Below are 17,689 nucleotides of genomic sequence, written 5' to 3' on the forward strand. Positions count from 1 at the left end.
ATTGTTAAAGAGCAGTGAGTCAGTCGCTTTCGCTTGCTAACTCGAGGTGGCGTATATTACGCTTTCCTCTTTCAGAGTCAAGCGTTTATTTTCGCTTTCGTCTGACTGACTACCGGGTTGTGAAGCCGCTTTCGAAGCCGCTTCGCCGTGTCAGTGGAGGCGCATTATAGGGAGTTCTCAGAGCCTGACAACCCCTAATTTGAAAAAACTTTCTGACCGCTCACTTTCCAGGCAAAAAGAATAAAACCCAGCCAGCAATGGCTGTTTTACAAACAAAAACGAGCCCAAATGGGCTCGTTTTTTACGTTGAGTGACTTACTGCACAGCCACAATGCGGTCGTCTTTGACTTCCAGCTTGATTGTTTTTCCAGGAATCAGCTCACCGGAAAGGATTTGCTGAGCCAATGGGTTTTCAATTTGCTGCTGAATAGCGCGTTTCAACGGACGAGCACCGTAGACCGGGTCGTAACCGTTCTCGCTGATGAGCTTCAATGCGTCGTCAGAGATACTTACGCCATAGCCACGCTCTTCCAGCCGTTTGTACAGACGCTGCAGCTGAATCTGAGCAATAGAAGCAATGTGGCGCTCCCCAAGAGGATGGAAGACAACAACCTCATCAATACGGTTAATGAACTCCGGACGGAAGCTTTGACTAACAACGCCCAGCACCAGATCCTTCATATGGCCGTAATCCAGTTCACCGAAACGCTCCTGAATTAAGTCTGAACCAAGGTTAGAGGTCATAATGACAACCGTATTACGGAAATCAACAGTACGGCCCTGCCCATCGGTAAGACGGCCGTCGTCCAGAACCTGCAACAGAATGTTAAACACATCCGGATGCGCTTTCTCTACCTCATCCAGCAGAATAACGGAATAAGGACGGCGACGAACGGCTTCCGTCAAATAGCCACCTTCTTCATAACCGACATAACCCGGAGGCGCACCCACTAGCCGCGATACGGAGTGTTTCTCCATAAACTCGGACATGTCGATACGCACCATCGCATCGTCACTGTCGAACATAAAGTTCGCTAACGCTTTGCACAACTCAGTCTTACCTACCCCGGTTGGCCCCAGGAACAGGAACGAACCTATTGGGCGATTAGGATCGGACAATCCAGCACGGCTACGACGAATCGCGTTAGAGACAGCTTCGACGGCTTCATCCTGGCCAATCACACGCTGATGAAGCTCTTTTTCCATACGTAATAGCTTGTCGCGCTCACCTTCCAGCATTCTGGCTACCGGGATCCCGGTCCAGCGAGCCAGGACTTCAGCGATTTCTGCATCCGTCACTTTATTACGCAGCAGACGCATGGTTTTCCCTTCGCTTTGGGTTGCCGCGGCCAGCTGTTTTTCCAGCTCTGGAATTTTGCCGTACTGCAATTCAGACATCCGCCCAAGGTCACCCACGCGGCGAGCCTGCTCGATTGCTATTTTCGCCTGTTCAAGCTCAGCCTTAATGGTCTGCGTACCTGACAGCGAGGCTTTCTCCGCCTTCCACTCTTCTTCGAGCTCCGAATACTGACGCTCTTTATCTTCCAGCTCTTCATTCAACATGCTGAGGCGTTTCTGACTGGCTTCATCAGATTCTTTCTTCAACGCCTGTTGTTCCAGCTTGAGCTGAATAATACGGCGGTCAAGACGATCAAGCTCTTCCGGCTTGGAGTCTATCTGCATACGAATGCTGGATGCGGCCTCGTCGATGAGGTCGATGGCTTTATCCGGCAGCTGACGATCGGCAATATAGCGGTGGGACAGCGTAGCTGCCGCGACAATCGCCGGGTCGGTAATTTGTACATGGTGATGCAGCTCATAGCGTTCTTTCAGCCCACGCAGAATCGCAATGGTGTCTTCTACAGAAGGCTCTGCTACAAACACTTTTTGGAAACGACGCTCAAGCGCGGCATCTTTCTCTATATATTGACGGTATTCGTCGAGCGTGGTTGCGCCAACGCAGTGCAATTCACCTCGAGCCAGGGCTGGCTTAAGCATGTTCCCGGCATCCATTGCGCCGTCGGCTTTACCTGCGCCAACCATGGTATGTAGCTCATCAATAAACAGAATGACGTTGCCTTCCTGCTTAGCAAGATCGTTGAGCACACCTTTCAGACGCTCTTCAAACTCACCGCGATATTTGGCACCGGCCACCAGCGCGCCCATATCCAGCGCAAGCACGCGCCGGCCTTTCAAGCCTTCAGGTACTTCGCCATTAATGATACGTTGTGCAAGCCCTTCGACGATGGCTGTTTTACCCACGCCCGGTTCACCAATCAGTACCGGGTTATTTTTGGTACGGCGCTGCAATACCTGGATAGTACGCCGAATTTCTTCATCACGGCCGATTACCGGGTCCAGCTTGCCTTGTTCAGCTCGCTCAGTTAAATCAACGGTGTATTTCTTCAATGCCTGACGTTGATCTTCGGCACCTTGATCGTTCACGTTCTCCCCTCCACGCATTTGCTCAATCGCGGCGGTTACGTTGGCTGGCGTTGCGCCTGCCGCTTTCAGCAGGTCGGTCAGAGTGCCGCGTGAGTCAAGTACCGCCATAACAAACAGTTCTGACGAAATAAAGTTGTCGTTTCTTTTTTGTGCAAGTTTGTCGCACAGGTTCAGTACACGCACCAAATCCTGAGAAGGCTGAACGTCGCCGCCGGTGCCTTCTACCTGTGGCAGGCGGCTTAATGCCTGCTCGATGTCGGTACGTAATTTGCCCGCGTTGACTCCCGCAGAGGTCAGTAACGGACGCACAGAGCCCCCTTCCTGATTGAGCAGAGCGCTCATCAGATGCAGAGGTTCGATGAATTGATTGTCGTGCCCAAGAGCAAGAGATTGGGCATCGGCGAGAGCAAGCTGGAATTTATTGGTAAGACGATCCAGACGCATAACTCCTCCCATAAACAGGTCAAATTTGCTACTGGAGATTAAATGAGGTCATCCCTCAATTATTCAAGGTTAATGACCTGAAATATATGAAGCGCGAGCGACACGCACTGGATCGTCTTGATTCGATAGGTTATATCAGCCAGATGAAACTTGCCATACGACCCGTTGTTCTGTCGCGACGGTATGAGAAGAAATCGCAACTTTCGGTCCAGGTACAGCGGTCACCGCCGTACACCTGCGTAACACCCACGTTCGCCAGCCGCTGCCTTGCAAGCTGGTAGATATCAGCATAGTACTTTTCGCCCGCTGCGCTAAAAGCGTTTGCCGCTTTTTCGTCCTTCGCCATAAAGGCTTCGCGAACTTCCGGCCCCACTTCGAACGCCTGAGGGCCAATTGCCGGCCCTAGCCAGGCGCGAATATTCTGTGGGCGATCCTGGAAACAGGCTACCGTCTCTTCGAGCACGCCTTCACATAAACCGCGCCAGCCAGCATGCGCTGCCGCAACTTCAGTTCCGGCCTCATTACAAAACAGCACCGGCAGACAATCCGCCGTCATCACCGCGCAAACCGTCCCCGGCGTATTGCTATAAGAAGCATCCGCTCGCTTTGAGGGATATGGCTCGCCCGTTAGCTTCAACACAGTTTTCCCGTGAACCTGCTCAAGCCAGACCGGCTTCGAAGGCAAGCCTGCGGCTGCGTAAAATAGCCGACGATTCTCTTCAACATCAGCCAGATCGTCGCCGCAATGGGCACCCAGATTCATCGAGTCATACGGTGCGACGCTAACGCCACCCACCCGGGTTGAGCTACAGGCAGCAACGCCTTCAGGAAGAGGCCAGTGCGGGACGATCGTTTTGGTCATAGCCAGTCCAGTTGGTCTTTATGGGTTTCGGTATCAGCGCGTAAAGCTTCGATCAGTTCAACCATATCCTGTGGGATTGGCGCGCTCCACTCCATCAGAATACCACTGATAGGATGGTACAGGCGCAGCATGGTTGCGTGTAAGGCCTGGCGATCAAACTTGCGCAGTACGCTGACGAACTCTTCCGATGCGCCTTTCGGCGGACGAGGACGGCCACCGTAAAGCTGATCGCCCACCAGCGGATGGCTGATATGCGCCATGTGAACGCGGATCTGGTGAGTACGGCCGGTTTCCAGACGCAAACGCAGGCGCGTATGCACGCGGAAGTGCTCCATAATGCGATAGTGAGTGACCGCCGGTTTGCCCATTGGATGCACTGACATGTGGGTACGTTTAGTTGGATGGCGGCTGATTGGTTCTTCAACCGTACCACCGCCTGTCATATGACCAATTGCAACGGCTTCGTACTCACGGGTAATTTCTCGCAGTTGAAGGGCTTCAACCAGGCGAGTTTGCGCCGGGACAGTTTTTGCCACAACCATCAGGCCGGTGGTGTCTTTATCCAGACGATGAACAATGCCCGCGCGAGGCACATCCGCAATTGGCGGGTAATAGTGCAGCAGCGCATTGAGCACAGTACCGTCCGGATTGCCTGCACCGGGGTGCACAACGAGGTCGCGTGGCTTGTTGATCACCAGAATATCTTCATCTTCGTAGACGATATTCAGCGGGATATCCTGAGCCTCCCAGCGGACCTCTTCTTCAATTTCAGCATTGATGGTTACGCTTTCGCCACCCAACACTTTCTCTTTCGGCTTGTCCCAGACAACGCCGTTGACCGTAACTCGCTGGTCAAGAATCCATTCTTTTATGCGCGAACGCGAATAATCCGGGAACAATTCGGCCAATGCCTGATCTAAGCGTTGACCCAGTTGTGAATCGGACACCGTTTCGGTGAGTTGTACTAGTTGTGCCATAGACAGCTTCTTTCGTTAACGTTGGGTTTTACGGCAATGCCGTTTAATATAATGTGCTATTGTAGCTGGTCTTTATCGGGAGCCGGAACACGAACTCTCCCGGAAATAACATTACTTAGGAAAGTCAAACGTCATGACGCGCATGAAATATCTGGTGGCAGCGGCCACGTTGAGCCTGGCTTTGGCTGGTTGCTCCAGTTCCAAGGATGAGGTTCCTGATAATCCGCCTTCTGAGATCTACGCGACTGCCCAGCAAAAGCTGCAGGACGGTAACTTTAAAGCGGCGATAACGCAACTGGAAGCGCTGGATAACCGCTATCCATTCGGCCCGTACTCTCAGCAAGTGCAGCTCGACCTGATCTACGCCTACTACAAAAATGCGGACTTACCGCTGGCTCAGGCGGCGATCGATCGCTTTATGCGCCTCAATCCAACGCACCCAAACATCGACTACGTACTTTACATGCGTGGCCTGACGGACATGGCGTTGGATGACAGTGCGCTGCAGGGCTTCTTCGGCGTTGACCGTTCCGACCGGGATCCACAGCACGCACGCGATGCCTTTAACGACTTCTCGAAGCTGGTGCGCGGCTACCCGAACAGCCAGTACGTTACCGATGCGACTAAACGTCTCGTGTTCCTGAAAGATCGCCTGGCGAAGTATGAGCTTTCCGTGGCGCAATATTACACGAAACGCGGCGCGTGGGTGGCAGTAGTTAATCGCGTAGAAGGTATGCTGCGTGATTATCCTGACACTCAGGCCACCCGCGATGGCCTGAAGCTGATGGAAAATGCCTACCGCGAGCTGCAGATGCCGGGTCAGGCAGAGAAAGTCGCGAAGATCATTGCCGCCAACAGCAGCAACACCTGATCGACAATATAACAAGAAAAACGGCAGCCTCGGCTGCCGTTTTTTTATCTGCCGACGCGAAAACTGAAACGGTTTAGCGTCAGGTCATCCCATCCAATATGGACGTGATTTCTGATAACCACAAGCCTTAAAAGCACATATCCTGTCCTGCCTCACAAAAAGGTCTCCTTGACAAAAAGTGACAAAATAACGTGATTTACATCACACATTTTGACATTAAGAACGGTATGCTGGAGTTACCAAGACGGCAAAGACAAGAGGTAAATTTATGACAATGAACATTACCAGCAAGCAAATGGAAATCACCCCAGCTATTCGCCAGCATGTCGCCGACCGTCTCAGCAAACTGGACAAGTGGCAAACTCATCTCATTAATCCACATATTATCTTGTCCAAAGAGCCTCAAGGTTTTGTGGCTGATGCCACGATTAACACACCGAATGGGCACCTCGTAGCCAGTGCCAGACATGAAGATATGTATACGGCTATCAACGATTTGATCAACAAACTGGAGCGGCAGTTAAATAAAGTGCAACACAAAGGTGAAGCACGTCGCGCAGCAGGTTCAGTGAAAGACGTGTCCTTCGCAGAAGCAGAAGCTGACGAAGAGTAATACATCACTCTCCTTCCACTCACCGCAACGCGCCTCCGGGCGCGTTTTTTATTGACAGAACGAAAACAGAGCAGGTACTTTACCTCTCAGATTCCTCAGGAAACCTGACATGAAACTTTTCCCGTTCTTCTTCGCATTCTTTTTTACCTTCCCCTGACTGGGAGGCAATTCGTCGTGTGATAAAGAATGCGAAGACGAACAAACAAGCCTCCCAACCGGGAGGCTTTTTTTATGGACACCGAAAAGGTAGCGTTATGACCGAAATTAATCCGTTGCTGACCCTGCGCGATAAAATCAGCGCGCTGGATGAAAAGCTGTTAGCCCTGCTGGCAGAGCGCCGCCTGCTAGCGGTTGAAGTTGGCAAAGCCAAACTCGCTTCTCACCGCCCGGTACGCGATATCGATCGTGAAAGAGATTTACTGGAACGCCTGATTACTCTCGGTAAAGGTCACCATCTCGATGCCCACTACATCACGCGCCTGTTCCAGCTCATTATTGAAGATTCTGTTCTGACCCAGCAAACTCTGCTGCAGCAGCACCTGAACAAAACGAACCCTCACTCTGCCCGCATCGCTTTCCTCGGCCCCAAAGGTTCTTATTCTCATCTTGCTGCGCGCCAGTATGCCGCACGCCACTTTGAGCAGTTCATCGAAAGCGGCTGTGCCAAATTCCACGACATCTTCAATCAGGTGGAAACCGGCCAGGCCGATTACGCTGTCGTGCCAATCGAGAACACAAGTTCCGGGGCCATTAATGACGTCTACGATCTACTGCAGCACACCAGCCTGTCGATTGTTGCCGAAATGACCGTGCCGATTGACCACTGCGTACTGGTTTCCGGTTCCACCGATCTCGAGGAAATCCAAACGGTTTATAGTCATCCTCAACCTTTCCAGCAGTGCAGCCAGTTCATTAATCGTTATCCACACTGGAAAATTGAATACACCGAAAGTACATCTGCCGCGATGGAAAAAGTCGCTCAGGCCAACTCTCCTCGCGTTGCCGCTTTGGGCAGCGAAGCCGGCGGCGCACTTTATGGCCTGCAGGTGCTGGAACGTAACCTCGCGAACCAGACCCAGAACATCACCCGCTTCATCGTTCTGGCCCGTAAGGCCGTCGAAGTGTCCGATCAGGTACCAGCGAAAACTACATTGCTGATGGCGACTGGCCAGCAGGCCGGTGCCCTGGTAGAAGCACTTCTGGTATTACGCAACCACAGTCTGATCATGACTAAGCTGGAATCGCGTCCAATCAACGGCAACCCGTGGGAAGAGATGTTCTATCTGGATATTCAGGCAAACCTGAAAGATGAGAGTATGCGTAAGGCGCTGCGCGAGTTGGGGGAAATTACTCGCTCTCTGAAAGTGCTCGGCAGCTACCCAAGCGAAAACGTGGTACCGGTCGACCCGGCCTGATCACAATGCCAGCCCGGCTAAAACCGGGCTGCACAAATCACACTTCCCGAAACTTCAGTTTTTCCATTCCGGCCACCGCAACGCGGAGGGTGAAAAGCGCCCCGGAAAGCGGTAATCGGGCCACTTCATCTTCGTCCATATTTTCTCTGGTGGTGGTAATAAACAGCGTTTTCATATCCTCGCCGCCAAAACAGACCATCGTCGGGCAACGCACGGGCAAGCGATGCTCTTCCACAATCTCACCCTGAGGAGAAATGCGCACAATGCGGTAGCCATCAAACAACGCCGTCCAGTAATAGCCCTCGCAATCCATCGCCGCGCCATCAGGAATGCCCTCACCTTCGGCAAACCGCCTGAAGACTTCACGTCGGCCTGGCTCGCCTTGCTCATTCAGCGGCGTGCGGTAAATCACGGCATTGGGCGTGTCAGAGGTATACATCCATTTGCCGTCCGGGCTAAATGCAAGCCCGTTTGCGCCATGAATATCATGCTGAACTACATGCGGCGTCAAATCGTTATCCACCCGGCAAAGTAACGCGCCGTTGTAATCCCCTGGCCCCCAGAACGTGCCGGCATAAAAACGCCCCTGCCTGTCGGTGCCGCCATCGTTGAAACGCGCCAAATCCGGGTTGCTCGGGTTATCACAGACTTTGCCCACGATCAGCCCAGTATTATTGGTTAGCCAGATACCGCTTCGCATCGCCACGATAAATCCGCCGGACTCACGCAAGGCAAAACAGCCTACTTCTTCAGAAAACTGAATAACGTCATGTTTGCCGCTGGCCAGATGGTAGCGGTGGATTTCATTCTCCAGAATATCCGTCCAGTAGAGGCTGCCTTCTTCTGCACTCCACGTAGGGCATTCGGGTAAGTGACCGGTATAGTCGAACAGCAACTGCGGCTCAGCCATTTCAGGGATCCTTTTGACAAACAAAAAAGCCAGCGGGCAAACTCCCACTGGCTTTTGATTATAAGACCTTTTGGCACTTACTGACGGTTATCATTTGCCTGCCGTAACAGAACGCGGCTCTCATTCTGGAAACGCTGCGCGTAATCCCCGAACCAGTGCTCCACTTTCCGGAAGCTGTCGATAAACGCCTGCTTGTCGCCATGTTCCAGCAGGCCGATCGCCTCGCCGAACCGTTTATAATAACGCTTGATCAGCGCCAGGTTACTTTCCGACGACATGATGATGTCGGCATAAAGCTGTGGATCCTGGGCAAACAGTCGGCCCACCATCGCCAGCTCCAGGCGGTAAATCGGCGAAGACAGCGCCAGCAGCTGTTCAAGCTGCACATTTTCTTCCGCCAGATGCAGGCCATAGGCGAAGGTCGCGAAGTGGCGCAACGCCTGAATAAACGCCATGTTCTGGTCATGCTCAACCGCGCTGGAGCGGTGCAAGCGCGCACCCCATACCTGAATCTGTTCCAACAGCCACTGATAGGCTTCAGGCTGACGACCATCACAGTAGACCACAACCTGTTTTGCCAGGCTGCCGCTATCCGGGCCAAACATCGGGTGCAGGCCAAGAACCGGGCCCGAATGTACGGCAAGCATCGCCTGCAGCGGGCCATTCTTCACCGACGCTAAATCCACGAGGATGCAGTCCGCCGGCAGCGGAGGCAGCTTAGCGATAACCTGCTCGGTGATATGAATCGGTACGCTGACAATCACCATGCCCGCATCGGCCAGCAGCGCCGGTGCTTTGTCCCAGTCTTCTTTTTCAAGAATACGAACCTGGTAGCCGGAAAGCGTCAACATTTTTTCAAACAGACGGCCCATCTGGCCACCGCCGCCAACAATCACCACCGGACGCAAAGCAGGATGCAGGGTTTTAAAGCCCTTGTCGTTCTCGCTGGAGTACGACTCGCGCATCACGCGGCGCAGCACGTCCTCAATTAAATCCGGCGGAACGCCCAGAGCTTCGGCCTCTTTGCGGCGAGACGCCAGCATGGAGGTTTCTCGCTCCGGCACATAAATCGGCAAGCCGAAGCGGCTTTTTACTTCACCCACTTCCGCTACCAGTTCCAGCCGCTTAGCCAGCAAATCCAGTAGTGCTTTATCTACTTCGTCGATTTGATCGCGCAGTGCGGTCAATTCAGCCACCATAGTAAACCTCTTATGCCTGACGAGCCGCCAGCACGCCGCTCAGATCTTTGTGGATCTCACGCAGCAGGCTGTCCGTAGTTTCCCAGTCGATGCATGCATCGGTAACGGACACGCCGTATTTCATTTCGCTACGCGGCTGCTCTGATGATTGATTCCCTTCATGGATATTACTTTCAATCATCAGGCCAATAATAGAGCGGTTACCATCTTTAATCTGGGCAATGGCGGATTCGGCCACGCCCGGCTGGCGACGGAAGTCTTTATTTGAGTTGCCGTGGCTGCAATCGATCATCAAGGACGGACGCAGGCCTGCTTTCTGCATTTCGACTTCACACTGGGCAACATCCGCCGGGCTGTAGTTAGGTGCTTTACCGCCGCGCAGAATCACGTGCCCATCCGGGTTACCCTGAGTCTGCAGCAGGCAAACCTGCCCTGCCTGGTTAATGCCCACGAAGCGGTGCGGCATTGCCGCGGCGCGCATCGCGTTAATCGCCGTGCCCAGACTGCCATCAGTCCCATTTTTAAAACCAACCGGCATAGAAAGACCGGAAGCCATTTCGCGGTGAGTCTGGGATTCAGTGGTACGGGCACCAATTGCAGACCAGCTAAACAGGTCACCCAGGTATTGCGGGCTATTGGGATCCAGCGCCTCGGTTGCCAGCGGCAGCCCCAGGCTTACCAACTCAACCAGCAGGCGACGCGCAATTTTCAGCCCTGCTTCCACATCAAACGAGCCATCCATGTGCGGGTCGTTGATAAGCCCTTTCCAACCCACGGTCGTACGAGGCTTTTCAAAATAGACGCGCATCACGAGGTACAGACTATCGCTAACTTGTTCAGACAGAGCTTTAAAACGACGAGCGTATTCAATCGCAGCTTCCGGATCGTGGATCGAGCAAGGTCCACAAACAACCAGCAGGCGCGGATCGCGGCCAGCAATAATATTGGAGATCGTCTGGCGGGACTGCTCAATTTGCGCTTCCTGAGCCGCAGTGAGTGGAAATTCCGCTTTAAGCTGATCCGGCGTGATGAGTATCTGTTCGTCAGAGATATGAACGTTGTTAAGCGCGTCTTTTTGCATGATGTCTGCCCTGTATTTAGCTCGTTTGCGATAGTCGTTTCCTCGTAGAGGAGGCCTTACTGTAACCGCCGACAGTAAAGATTGCAATCCATTATACGTAAATTAATCGTTACACAACCAATTAAATGCCGCATACAATCGCCAAATTCGTAAACAAAAGATTACACAAAACATAAAAATGCACATTTTACGGTCAAACCTGCATGACTAAACAAAAGCGCGCGTAAAAATTCATTCCACCTTCTATGCTGATATTATCCCCTACGTGTGCGTTTTTCGTGGGGAAACCGATAACGATTTACAGCATCATTCCAGGGTTATTCTCGTTATTATTTTGGATAATCAGGAATATCATCACACCTGGGAATGAATGACGGAAATACGTGGGAGTGATATGCTCAAAGGCAACATCATAAATAATAAAGACTGGCTTCACCGGCCAGGATGCTTTTGGGCTGGTGGCACGTGAAAACCACGTCTCAACTCCGCGGGCTGACGTTATTTTTAACGTTTATCGTCCTCGCGCTAACGATATTCAGGATGCAGGCTGCACAGGCAACAAGCCCCGTGCTGCCCGACAAAGTCCGCACTACAGTGGCCGGGATTGTCAGCTACACCCGCTGGCCTCAGCTACAGGGGCTTCCAAAGCTCTGCATATTTTCAACGGCAGCCTATGCCACGACGCTAAGCACAAAAAATAGCGATATTTCATATCAACCCCTCCTCGTTCAGTCATCAGACGAGGCATTGCGAGCGAACTGCGACGGGATATATTTTGGTAACGAGTCACCACAACAGCAGTTGCAATTAATAGAACGTTATCAATCCCGGCCTTTATTGTTAATTGCCGAGCAGAACCCACAATGCATAATTGGCAGTGCTTTCTGCCTGAATATTCATAATGACGCAGTTTCTTTTTCGGTAAACCTTGATGCCCTCAGCCGCAGCGGCGTCAGGGTTAGTCCGGATGTATTACTGCTGGCTCGGCCAGGGAATAATAGTCATGAATAAGGATTTGACTACGCCGTCACGTCCAACGTTTAAAGGAACGTTACGTAGAATTAGCATAATCAGCGTGGTTATTGCCATGCTGGCTGTCTGGCTGCTGCTTTCCGTCGCTTCGATGCTGACGCTAAAACAGTATGCGCAAAAAAACCTCGAATTGCTGGCGGTGACTGTAAGTCATAGCCTGGAAGCCGCCGTTGTTTTCCGTGATGGCACCGCGGCCAATGAAACCCTGGCCGTGCTGGGCAAGCAAGGGCAATTCACCGCCGCAAAGGTGGTAGATGTTAATGGTCAGGAGCTCACGCACTGGCAGGCAGATAAGCCGTCTCAGCATGACATGGTGAGTGGCCTGGTGACCCGGTGGCTATATCCTCATCCGATCAGGCAGCCTATCTGGCATAACGGGAAAATCATCGGGGAAATGCGGCTGATAGGCACGGATGCTACCGTGACTTTGTTTGTCTGGCTCTCATTAGGCGTGCTGACGGCCTGTATTTTACTCGCGTCAGTTATCGCCTTAGGCATTTCACGCCATTTACATCGCGATATTGATGCCGCGCTGCAGAATATTACTGACGTTGTCCACGACGTTCGCAGCAACCGTAACTTTTCTCGCCGCGTATCACCGGAAAAAATTGAGGAGTTTCACCTCTTTGCCCAGGACTTCAACAGCCTGCTTGATGAGATGGAAGAATGGCAAAAACAGCTTCAGCTGAAAAATGCTTCGCTGCAGAAAACTGCCCTGCAGGACTCATTAACGGGCCTGGCAAACCGAGCAGCCTTCCGAACCGCGCTGGATAAACTGATTGCAGATCCCGAAATACTCCAGAACAGCGCCTTGCTGTTTATGGACGGCGACAACTTCAAATTTGTTAACGATACCTGGGGACATGCGGCCGGGGATGCTGTGCTTATTGAAGTCGCAAAACGGTTACAGGTGTATGCCAATACGCGCCACCTCGCCTTCCGTCTCGGCGGGGACGAATTTGCCATGCTGCTTCATTCTGTGAACAGCGAAGAACAGGCCGCTTCCGTGCTGGAACAGTTAAAAGAAATGGTCGAGCAGCCGATCCTTTTACCAGGCGAGCACTGGGTCACCATGACCCTAAGCATCGGCGTTGCGCTCGCGAAAGATATCACCTCAGCGGAAAGCCTGATGGAAACTGCTGATCGCAATATGTACATAGAAAAACACAAGCAACGTGAGTTGCTAATAAAACCGCCCCAAAGGGATACATTATGAAAGCTTCACGCTTATTTGCACCGGCAATCCTCTTCTCGTTTCTGTTAACTGGCTGTCAGGCACCGCCATCGACGTTCTCTCCTGAACAGGTTGCCGCGATGCGCTCGTACGGATTCTCTGAGTCAAACGACGGCTGGTCACTTGGACTGTCAGACAAGATCCTGTTTGGTAAAAACCAGTACAAGCTGCAGCCTGAAAGCTACCAGACCATCCAGAGTATGGCCGCTAAACTCTCTGCGACCGGCCTGAAACACGCCCGCATGGATGGTCACACGGATAACTACGGTGAAGACGGCTACAACGAACAGCTCTCCCTCAAGCGCGCTAATATCGTGGCTGATGCCTGGGCCGAAGGTGCTCACATCCCACGCAGCAACCTCACAACCCAAGGTTTGGGTAAGAAATACCCGGTGGCCAGCAACAACACCGGCGAAGGTCGCGCGGAAAACCGCCGCGTCGCGGTCGTCATCACCGCCCCATAATCAAGGCCGATTTAGAGCATAAAAAAGGGCTGCCAGATGGCAGCCCTTTCCGTCCGGTGACAAACAGCCGAAAAACGTGGTTTTCGACTGTTTGGGGCAAACAACAAAACACAATTCACATGTTTTTCAGCCAGAGTGATGACCTTTACAAGCGCACGATGCTTTCTTTTTCCCATAAAAAAGGGCTGCCAGATGGCAGCCCTTTTATTTGGATGTCGCCTAAGCGAATCTTAGTTAAGACGCTCTTTGATACGAGCAGACTTACCAGTACGCTCACGCAGGTAGTACAGTTTAGCTTTACGAACGGCACCACGACGTTTAACAGTAATGCTGTCGATTACTGGGGAGTGAGTCTGGAATACACGCTCAACACCTTCGCCGTTGGAAATTTTACGAACAGTGAATGCAGAGTGCAGACCGCGGTTACGGATAGCGATAACCACGCCCTCAAATGCCTGCAGACGTTTTTTAGAACCTTCAACGACCCATACTTTCACTTCCACGGAGTCGCCCGGACGGAAGGAAGGTACATCCTGTTTCATCTGTTCTTGTTCAAGTTGCTTAATAATATTGCTCATAATTTATCTCTTATCCTGGGTAAACTGATATTTCCCCGTCATATTTGAAGCTGCATCTGCGCTGGCTGCTCTCCTTCACCCAAATCACTTACTGAAGTAAGCTCATCGGGATTCACTCGCTTGCCATCTTGCTGCAACTCCAACTATTTTGGGGTTAAGGGGGCTTACGCCTGCCCATCATGTTTATGTTGCTGTTGCGTATGTTCTTTTTTGAACTCCGCCAGCAACCTTGCTTGCTCTTCAGTCAGAGCCAGGTTTTCCAAAAGTTCAGGTCTTCTAAGCCAGGTGCGGCCCAGCGACTGTTTCAGGCGCCAACGGCGAATCTCCGCATGGTTCCCCGACAATAACACTGCCGGTACTTCCATGCCATCCAACACTTCAGGACGGGTGTAGTGAGGACAATCCAGCAACCCTTCAGCAAACGAATCTTCGGTTGCCGATGCTTCATGCCCCAGAACGCCCGGAATAAAACGGGAGACTGAGTCAATCAGCGTCATCGCTGGTAGCTCACCGCCGCTGAGAACGTAATCGCCGATTGACCATTCTTCGTCAATTTCGGTTTGGATCACGCGCTCATCGATCCCTTCGTAACGGCCACAAACCAGAATTAACTTCTCATTTGCTGCCAGTTCACTGACGCCCGCTTGATCAAGCTTGCGCCCCTGAGGTGAAAGATAGATAACCTTAGCACCTTCCCCTGCCGCTGCTTTCGCTGCGTGGATAGCTTCCCGCAAAGGGTTAACCATCATCAACATTCCCGGTCCGCCACCGTAAGGACGATCGTCCACGGTACGGTGCCGGTCATAGGTGAAGTCGCGCGGACTCCAGCTTTGAATGCTCAGCAGGCCATTTTTTACTGCCCGGCCAGTTACCCCGTAATCGGTAATTGCGCGGAACATCTCAGGAAACAGGCTAACGACACCAATAAACACAAGCCAATCCCCACTATGCTAGCGACTACCGTATGATTTCGGAGTTTTAAAAACCAGGATCCCAGTCTACTTCAATGGTTTGAGTAGCGAGATCGACTTTCTTGATAACCTGCCCATCGAGGAACGGAACCAGCCGCTCCTTGATACCAAATGCATCCTTCAGGTTTGCCTTGATGACGAGAACGTCATTCGAGCCGGTTTCCATCATGTCGATGACTTTACCGAGCTGGTAGCCCTGAGTGGTCACTACCTGGCAGCCCATAAGGTCTTTCCAGTAGTAGTCACCCGCTTCAAGAGCCGGCAGCTGCGTTGAATCCACGACAATTTCGCAATTGGTCAGAAGATTCGCGGCATCCCGATCGTCAACGCCTTGCAGCTTGATGATCAGATCCTGATTGTGGTGCTTCCAGCTTTCCAGCTGTACTTGCTGCCACTGACCGCCGCGCTGGATAAACCAGGGCTGGTAGTCAAAAATGCTTTCGGCGTCTTCGGTGGAGGAAAACACTCTGAGCCAACCACGAATACCGTAGGAGGAGCCCATCTTGCCCAACACAATTGGGTTAACAGGAACCTGTGCGGCGAGTTGCTTGCTCATCATGACCACCGTGACAGATTAAGCTGCTTTCTTAGCTTCTTTGATCAGCGTAGCAACGCGATCAGAAACGGTTGCGCCCTGGCCAACCCAATGTGCTACACGATCCAGATCCAGGCGAACGCCTTCTTCTTTCTCGTTAGCGATAGGGTTGAAGAAACCAACGCGCTCAATGAAGCGACCGTTACGTGCATTACGGCTATCAGTAACGACAACCTGGTAGAACGGACGCTTTTTAGCGCCGTGACGTGCTAAACGAATAGTTACCATAACATCCTCTTTAGTGAATAAAACGCCGGGCCCCATCGAGGGATGGAGCCCGGTGTCATATTAAAAGCCCGAAAATTTTACTCATTTCTAGCTAAAAAGCAATCAGCACTTAATAAACTTTGCCTTTTGTGACCGTCGGTGTCGCGGTCAGTTTGGCGTCGGCGTGCGCGCAGAAAGCTGAGCGTACACCCGGTACGTGAGCATTTTGATCACATCCCGGCGTCAAAATGGCAAGTAAACTAAGTCAATCAGCGGCCAGGGAAACCTGGTGGCATCATCCCTTTCATACCGCGCATCATTTTGGCCATGCCGCCTTTCTTCATTTTCTTCATCATGCGCTGCATGTCGTCAAACTGCTTCAGTAAGCGGTTAACGTCCTGCACCTGCATGCCGGAACCCTGCGCGATACGGCGCTTGCGGGAGCCTTTGATGATGTCCGGCTGCGCGCGTTCTTTCAGCGTCATCGAGCTGATAATCGCCTCCATACGCACCAGCACTTTGTCGTCCATCTGGGATTTGACGTTATCCGGCAACTGGCCCATGCCCGGCAGCTTGCTCATCATGCTCGCCATGCCGCCCATGTTCTTCATCTGCTTGAGTTGTTCAAGGAAGTCGGTCAGGTCAAAGCCATCGCCTTTTTTCAGCTTGCTGGCGAGCTTCTCAGCCTGCGCACGGTCAACCTTGCTTTCGATATCTTCAATCAGCGACAGCACGTCGCCCATGCCGAGGATGCGGGAGGCAATACGGTCCGGGTGGAACGGCTCCAGCGCTTCGGTTTTCTCCCCCACGCCGAGGAATTTGATTGGTTTGCCGGTGATATGACGAATAGACAGTGCCGCACCGCCGCGGGCGTCGCCGTCCACTTTAGTCAGCACAACGCCGGTCAGCGGCAGCGCTTCGTTGAAGGCCTTCGCGGTATTCGCCGCATCCTGACCGGTCATGGCATCGACCACAAACAGCGTTTCTACCGGCTTAATCGCGGCATGAACCTGTTTGATTTCGTCCATCATTGCTTCGTCGACGTGCAGACGACCAGCGGTATCCACCAGCAGCACGTCGTAGAACTTCAGCTTCGCTTCTTTCAGCGCGGCGTTAACGATATCGACAGGCTTTTGCTGCGCATCAGACGGGAAGAAGTCCACCTCAACCTGCTGGGCCAGAGTTTCCAGCTGTTTAATCGCCGCAGGGCGATAAACGTCCGCTGAAACCACCAACACTTTTTTCTTCTGCTTCTCGCGCAGGAATTTACCTAATTTACCGACGCTGGTGGTTTTACCGGCGCCCTGCAGGCCAGCCATCAGCACAACTGCCGGTGGCTGAGCCGCGAGGTTCAGGCTGCTGTTCTCTTCGCCCATCGCGGAAACCAGTTCAGCGCGAACGATTTTGACGAACTCCTGGCCCGGGGTCAGGCTTTTATTGACTTCATGCCCCACCGCTTTTTCTTTAACGCGGCTGATAAAATCACGCACTACCGGCAGCGCAACGTCCGCCTCCAGCAGCGCCATGCGCACTTCGCGCAGTGTCTCTTTAACGTTTTCTTCGGTTAGCCGCCCACGGCCGCTAATATTGCGTAGGGTACGCGACAGACGGTCTGTTAAATTATCAAACATGGTATTTTGCCTAACGTGGTAACTGGGGCCGCTGCTCGCGACACAAAACTGAATTTGGCGGATTATATCATGAAGCCGCCTCGGGTGTGATCCAACGGTTGGAGCAGGCGGCAGGTAACGTTATACTGGCTTTTTTGTTCTCTGGCCAATTTGACCGACA

The 17,689-nt window shown here is 52.4% G+C and carries 18 protein-coding genes and 1 other annotated feature; of the genes, 7 read left to right on the forward strand and 11 right to left on the reverse strand.

Features of this window, described 5'->3' with window-relative positions; genetic code table 11:
* Nucleotides 1-315: 315 nt before the first annotated feature.
* The 3 genes from clpB to rluD form a co-directional block, all read right to left on the reverse strand.
* The gene (clpB, locus tag A936_RS12025; protein ID WP_008458153.1) at nt 316-2,889 is read right to left on the reverse strand and encodes an ATP-dependent chaperone ClpB; all 2,574 of its coding nucleotides are present in this window, start codon (nt 2,887-2,889) and stop codon (nt 316-318) included.
* A 130-nt stretch (nt 2,890-3,019) separates the two neighbouring features.
* On the reverse strand, nt 3,020-3,751 hold the full coding sequence (yfiH, locus tag A936_RS12030) for a purine nucleoside phosphorylase YfiH (protein WP_008458155.1): 732 nt from the start codon (nt 3,749-3,751) through the stop codon (nt 3,020-3,022).
* Nucleotides 3,748-4,728: a 23S rRNA pseudouridine(1911/1915/1917) synthase RluD gene (rluD, locus tag A936_RS12035; RefSeq protein ID WP_008458156.1), complete on the reverse strand. Its 981-nt coding sequence runs from the start codon at nt 4,726-4,728 to the stop codon at nt 3,748-3,750. Before rluD ends, yfiH begins: the two co-directional genes overlap by 4 nt.
* Nucleotides 4,729-4,861: 133 nt before the next feature.
* Here rluD and bamD point away from each other — a divergent pair, with 133 nt between their 5' ends.
* The 4 genes from bamD (at nt 4,862) to pheA (ending at nt 7,627) form a co-directional block, all read left to right on the forward strand.
* On the forward strand, nt 4,862-5,599 hold the full coding sequence (bamD, locus tag A936_RS12040) for an outer membrane protein assembly factor BamD (protein ID WP_008458157.1): 738 nt from the start codon (nt 4,862-4,864) through the stop codon (nt 5,597-5,599).
* Between the two features lie 268 nt (nt 5,600-5,867).
* Entirely contained in the window at nt 5,868-6,212 is a 345-nt protein-coding gene (gene raiA, locus A936_RS12045; protein ID WP_008458158.1) for a ribosome-associated translation inhibitor RaiA, read from the forward strand.
* 108 nt (nt 6,213-6,320) lie between these two features.
* Nucleotides 6,321-6,445: a sequence feature (Phe leader region), on the forward strand.
* Nucleotides 6,322-6,369 (forward strand): pheA operon leader peptide PheL, encoded by a 48-nt coding sequence (gene pheL / locus A936_RS23645; RefSeq protein WP_193216298.1) that lies wholly within the window; start codon nt 6,322-6,324, stop codon nt 6,367-6,369. (Overlaps the previous feature by 48 nt.)
* 21 nt (nt 6,446-6,466) lie before the next feature.
* On the forward strand, nt 6,467-7,627 hold the full coding sequence (gene pheA / locus A936_RS12050; RefSeq protein ID WP_008458159.1) for a bifunctional chorismate mutase/prephenate dehydratase: 1,161 nt from the start codon (nt 6,467-6,469) through the stop codon (nt 7,625-7,627).
* 37 nt (nt 7,628-7,664) lie between these two features.
* Here the strand turns inward: pheA and A936_RS12055 are convergent, their stop codons facing one another.
* The 3 genes from A936_RS12055 to aroF all read right to left on the reverse strand — a co-directional run bounded on the left by A936_RS12055 (nt 7,665) and on the right by aroF (nt 10,817).
* Nucleotides 7,665-8,537: an SMP-30/gluconolactonase/LRE family protein gene (locus tag A936_RS12055; RefSeq protein ID WP_008458160.1), complete on the reverse strand. Its 873-nt coding sequence runs from the start codon at nt 8,535-8,537 to the stop codon at nt 7,665-7,667.
* Nucleotides 8,538-8,614: 77 nt separating this feature from the next.
* Complete coding sequence (gene tyrA / locus A936_RS12060; protein ID WP_008458161.1) at nt 8,615-9,736, reverse strand: bifunctional chorismate mutase/prephenate dehydrogenase; 1,122 nt, start codon at nt 9,734-9,736, stop codon at nt 8,615-8,617.
* 10 nt (nt 9,737-9,746) lie between these two features.
* Entirely contained in the window at nt 9,747-10,817 is a 1,071-nt protein-coding gene (gene aroF / locus A936_RS12065; RefSeq protein ID WP_008458162.1) for a 3-deoxy-7-phosphoheptulonate synthase AroF, read from the reverse strand.
* A gap of 540 nt (nt 10,818-11,357) precedes the next feature.
* Here aroF and yfiR point away from each other — a divergent pair.
* From yfiR to A936_RS12080, 3 genes are read left to right on the forward strand one after another with little or no spacing between them, the layout of a single operon-like run.
* The gene (gene yfiR / locus A936_RS12070; RefSeq protein WP_157141415.1) at nt 11,358-11,828 is read left to right on the forward strand and encodes a regulatory sequestration protein YfiR; all 471 of its coding nucleotides are present in this window, start codon (nt 11,358-11,360) and stop codon (nt 11,826-11,828) included.
* The gene (gene dgcN / locus A936_RS12075) at nt 11,821-13,065 is read left to right on the forward strand and encodes a diguanylate cyclase DgcN/YfiN (RefSeq protein WP_008458165.1); all 1,245 of its coding nucleotides are present in this window, start codon (nt 11,821-11,823) and stop codon (nt 13,063-13,065) included. Before yfiR ends, dgcN begins: the two co-directional genes overlap by 8 nt.
* Nucleotides 13,062-13,547 (forward strand): OmpA family protein, encoded by a 486-nt coding sequence (locus tag A936_RS12080; RefSeq protein ID WP_008458166.1) that lies wholly within the window; start codon nt 13,062-13,064, stop codon nt 13,545-13,547. The genes dgcN and A936_RS12080 overlap by 4 nt, the downstream gene beginning before the upstream one ends.
* 230 nt (nt 13,548-13,777) lie before the next feature.
* Here the strand turns inward: A936_RS12080 and rplS are convergent, their stop codons facing one another.
* From rplS to ffh, 5 genes are all read right to left on the reverse strand, one after another.
* A complete protein-coding gene (gene rplS, locus A936_RS12085; RefSeq protein ID WP_008458168.1) occupies nt 13,778-14,125 on the reverse strand; it encodes a 50S ribosomal protein L19 in 348 nt (115 codons plus the stop codon).
* Nucleotides 14,126-14,289: 164 nt separating this feature from the next.
* Complete coding sequence (gene trmD, locus A936_RS12090) at nt 14,290-15,057, reverse strand: tRNA (guanosine(37)-N1)-methyltransferase TrmD (RefSeq protein ID WP_008458169.1); 768 nt, start codon at nt 15,055-15,057, stop codon at nt 14,290-14,292.
* A 46-nt stretch (nt 15,058-15,103) separates the two neighbouring features.
* Entirely contained in the window at nt 15,104-15,652 is a 549-nt protein-coding gene (gene rimM, locus A936_RS12095; RefSeq protein WP_008458170.1) for a ribosome maturation factor RimM, read from the reverse strand.
* 18 nt (nt 15,653-15,670) lie between these two features.
* Nucleotides 15,671-15,919, reverse strand: a complete 249-nt coding sequence (rpsP, locus tag A936_RS12100) for a 30S ribosomal protein S16 (protein WP_008458171.1) — start codon at nt 15,917-15,919, stop codon at nt 15,671-15,673.
* Between the two features lie 248 nt (nt 15,920-16,167).
* The gene (gene ffh / locus A936_RS12105) at nt 16,168-17,529 is read right to left on the reverse strand and encodes a signal recognition particle protein (RefSeq protein ID WP_008458172.1); all 1,362 of its coding nucleotides are present in this window, start codon (nt 17,527-17,529) and stop codon (nt 16,168-16,170) included.
* Between the last annotated feature and the right edge of the window lie 160 nt (nt 17,530-17,689).

The sequence above is a fragment of the Enterobacter sp. Ag1 genome, from assembly GCA_000277545.1.
Taxonomy (GTDB): domain Bacteria; phylum Pseudomonadota; class Gammaproteobacteria; order Enterobacterales; family Enterobacteriaceae; genus Cedecea.

What these genes read in the sequence shown, in the direction of transcription:
- clpB (WP_008458153.1), bottom strand. Translation starts at nt 2,889, where the DNA reads ATGCGTCTGGATCGTCTTACCAATAAATTCCAGCTTGCTCTCGCCGAT.
- yfiH (WP_008458155.1), bottom strand. Translation starts at nt 3,751, where the DNA reads ATGACCAAAACGATCGTCCCGCACTGGCCTCTTCCTGAAGGCGTTGCT.
- rluD (WP_008458156.1), bottom strand. Translation starts at nt 4,728, where the DNA reads ATGGCACAACTAGTACAACTCACCGAAACGGTGTCCGATTCACAACTG.
- bamD (WP_008458157.1), top strand. Translation starts at nt 4,862, where the DNA reads ATGACGCGCATGAAATATCTGGTGGCAGCGGCCACGTTGAGCCTGGCT.
- raiA (WP_008458158.1), top strand. Translation starts at nt 5,868, where the DNA reads ATGACAATGAACATTACCAGCAAGCAAATGGAAATCACCCCAGCTATT.
- pheA (WP_008458159.1), top strand. Translation starts at nt 6,467, where the DNA reads ATGACCGAAATTAATCCGTTGCTGACCCTGCGCGATAAAATCAGCGCG.
- A936_RS12055 (WP_008458160.1), bottom strand. Translation starts at nt 8,537, where the DNA reads ATGGCTGAGCCGCAGTTGCTGTTCGACTATACCGGTCACTTACCCGAA.
- tyrA (WP_008458161.1), bottom strand. Translation starts at nt 9,736, where the DNA reads ATGGTGGCTGAATTGACCGCACTGCGCGATCAAATCGACGAAGTAGAT.
- aroF (WP_008458162.1), bottom strand. Translation starts at nt 10,817, where the DNA reads ATGCAAAAAGACGCGCTTAACAACGTTCATATCTCTGACGAACAGATA.
- yfiR (WP_157141415.1), top strand. Translation starts at nt 11,358, where the DNA reads ATGCAGGCTGCACAGGCAACAAGCCCCGTGCTGCCCGACAAAGTCCGC.
- dgcN (WP_008458165.1), top strand. Translation starts at nt 11,821, where the DNA reads ATGAATAAGGATTTGACTACGCCGTCACGTCCAACGTTTAAAGGAACG.
- A936_RS12080 (WP_008458166.1), top strand. Translation starts at nt 13,062, where the DNA reads ATGAAAGCTTCACGCTTATTTGCACCGGCAATCCTCTTCTCGTTTCTG.
- rplS (WP_008458168.1), bottom strand. Translation starts at nt 14,125, where the DNA reads ATGAGCAATATTATTAAGCAACTTGAACAAGAACAGATGAAACAGGAT.
- rimM (WP_008458170.1), bottom strand. Translation starts at nt 15,652, where the DNA reads ATGAGCAAGCAACTCGCCGCACAGGTTCCTGTTAACCCAATTGTGTTG.
- rpsP (WP_008458171.1), bottom strand. Translation starts at nt 15,919, where the DNA reads ATGGTAACTATTCGTTTAGCACGTCACGGCGCTAAAAAGCGTCCGTTC.
- ffh (WP_008458172.1), bottom strand. Translation starts at nt 17,529, where the DNA reads ATGTTTGATAATTTAACAGACCGTCTGTCGCGTACCCTACGCAATATT.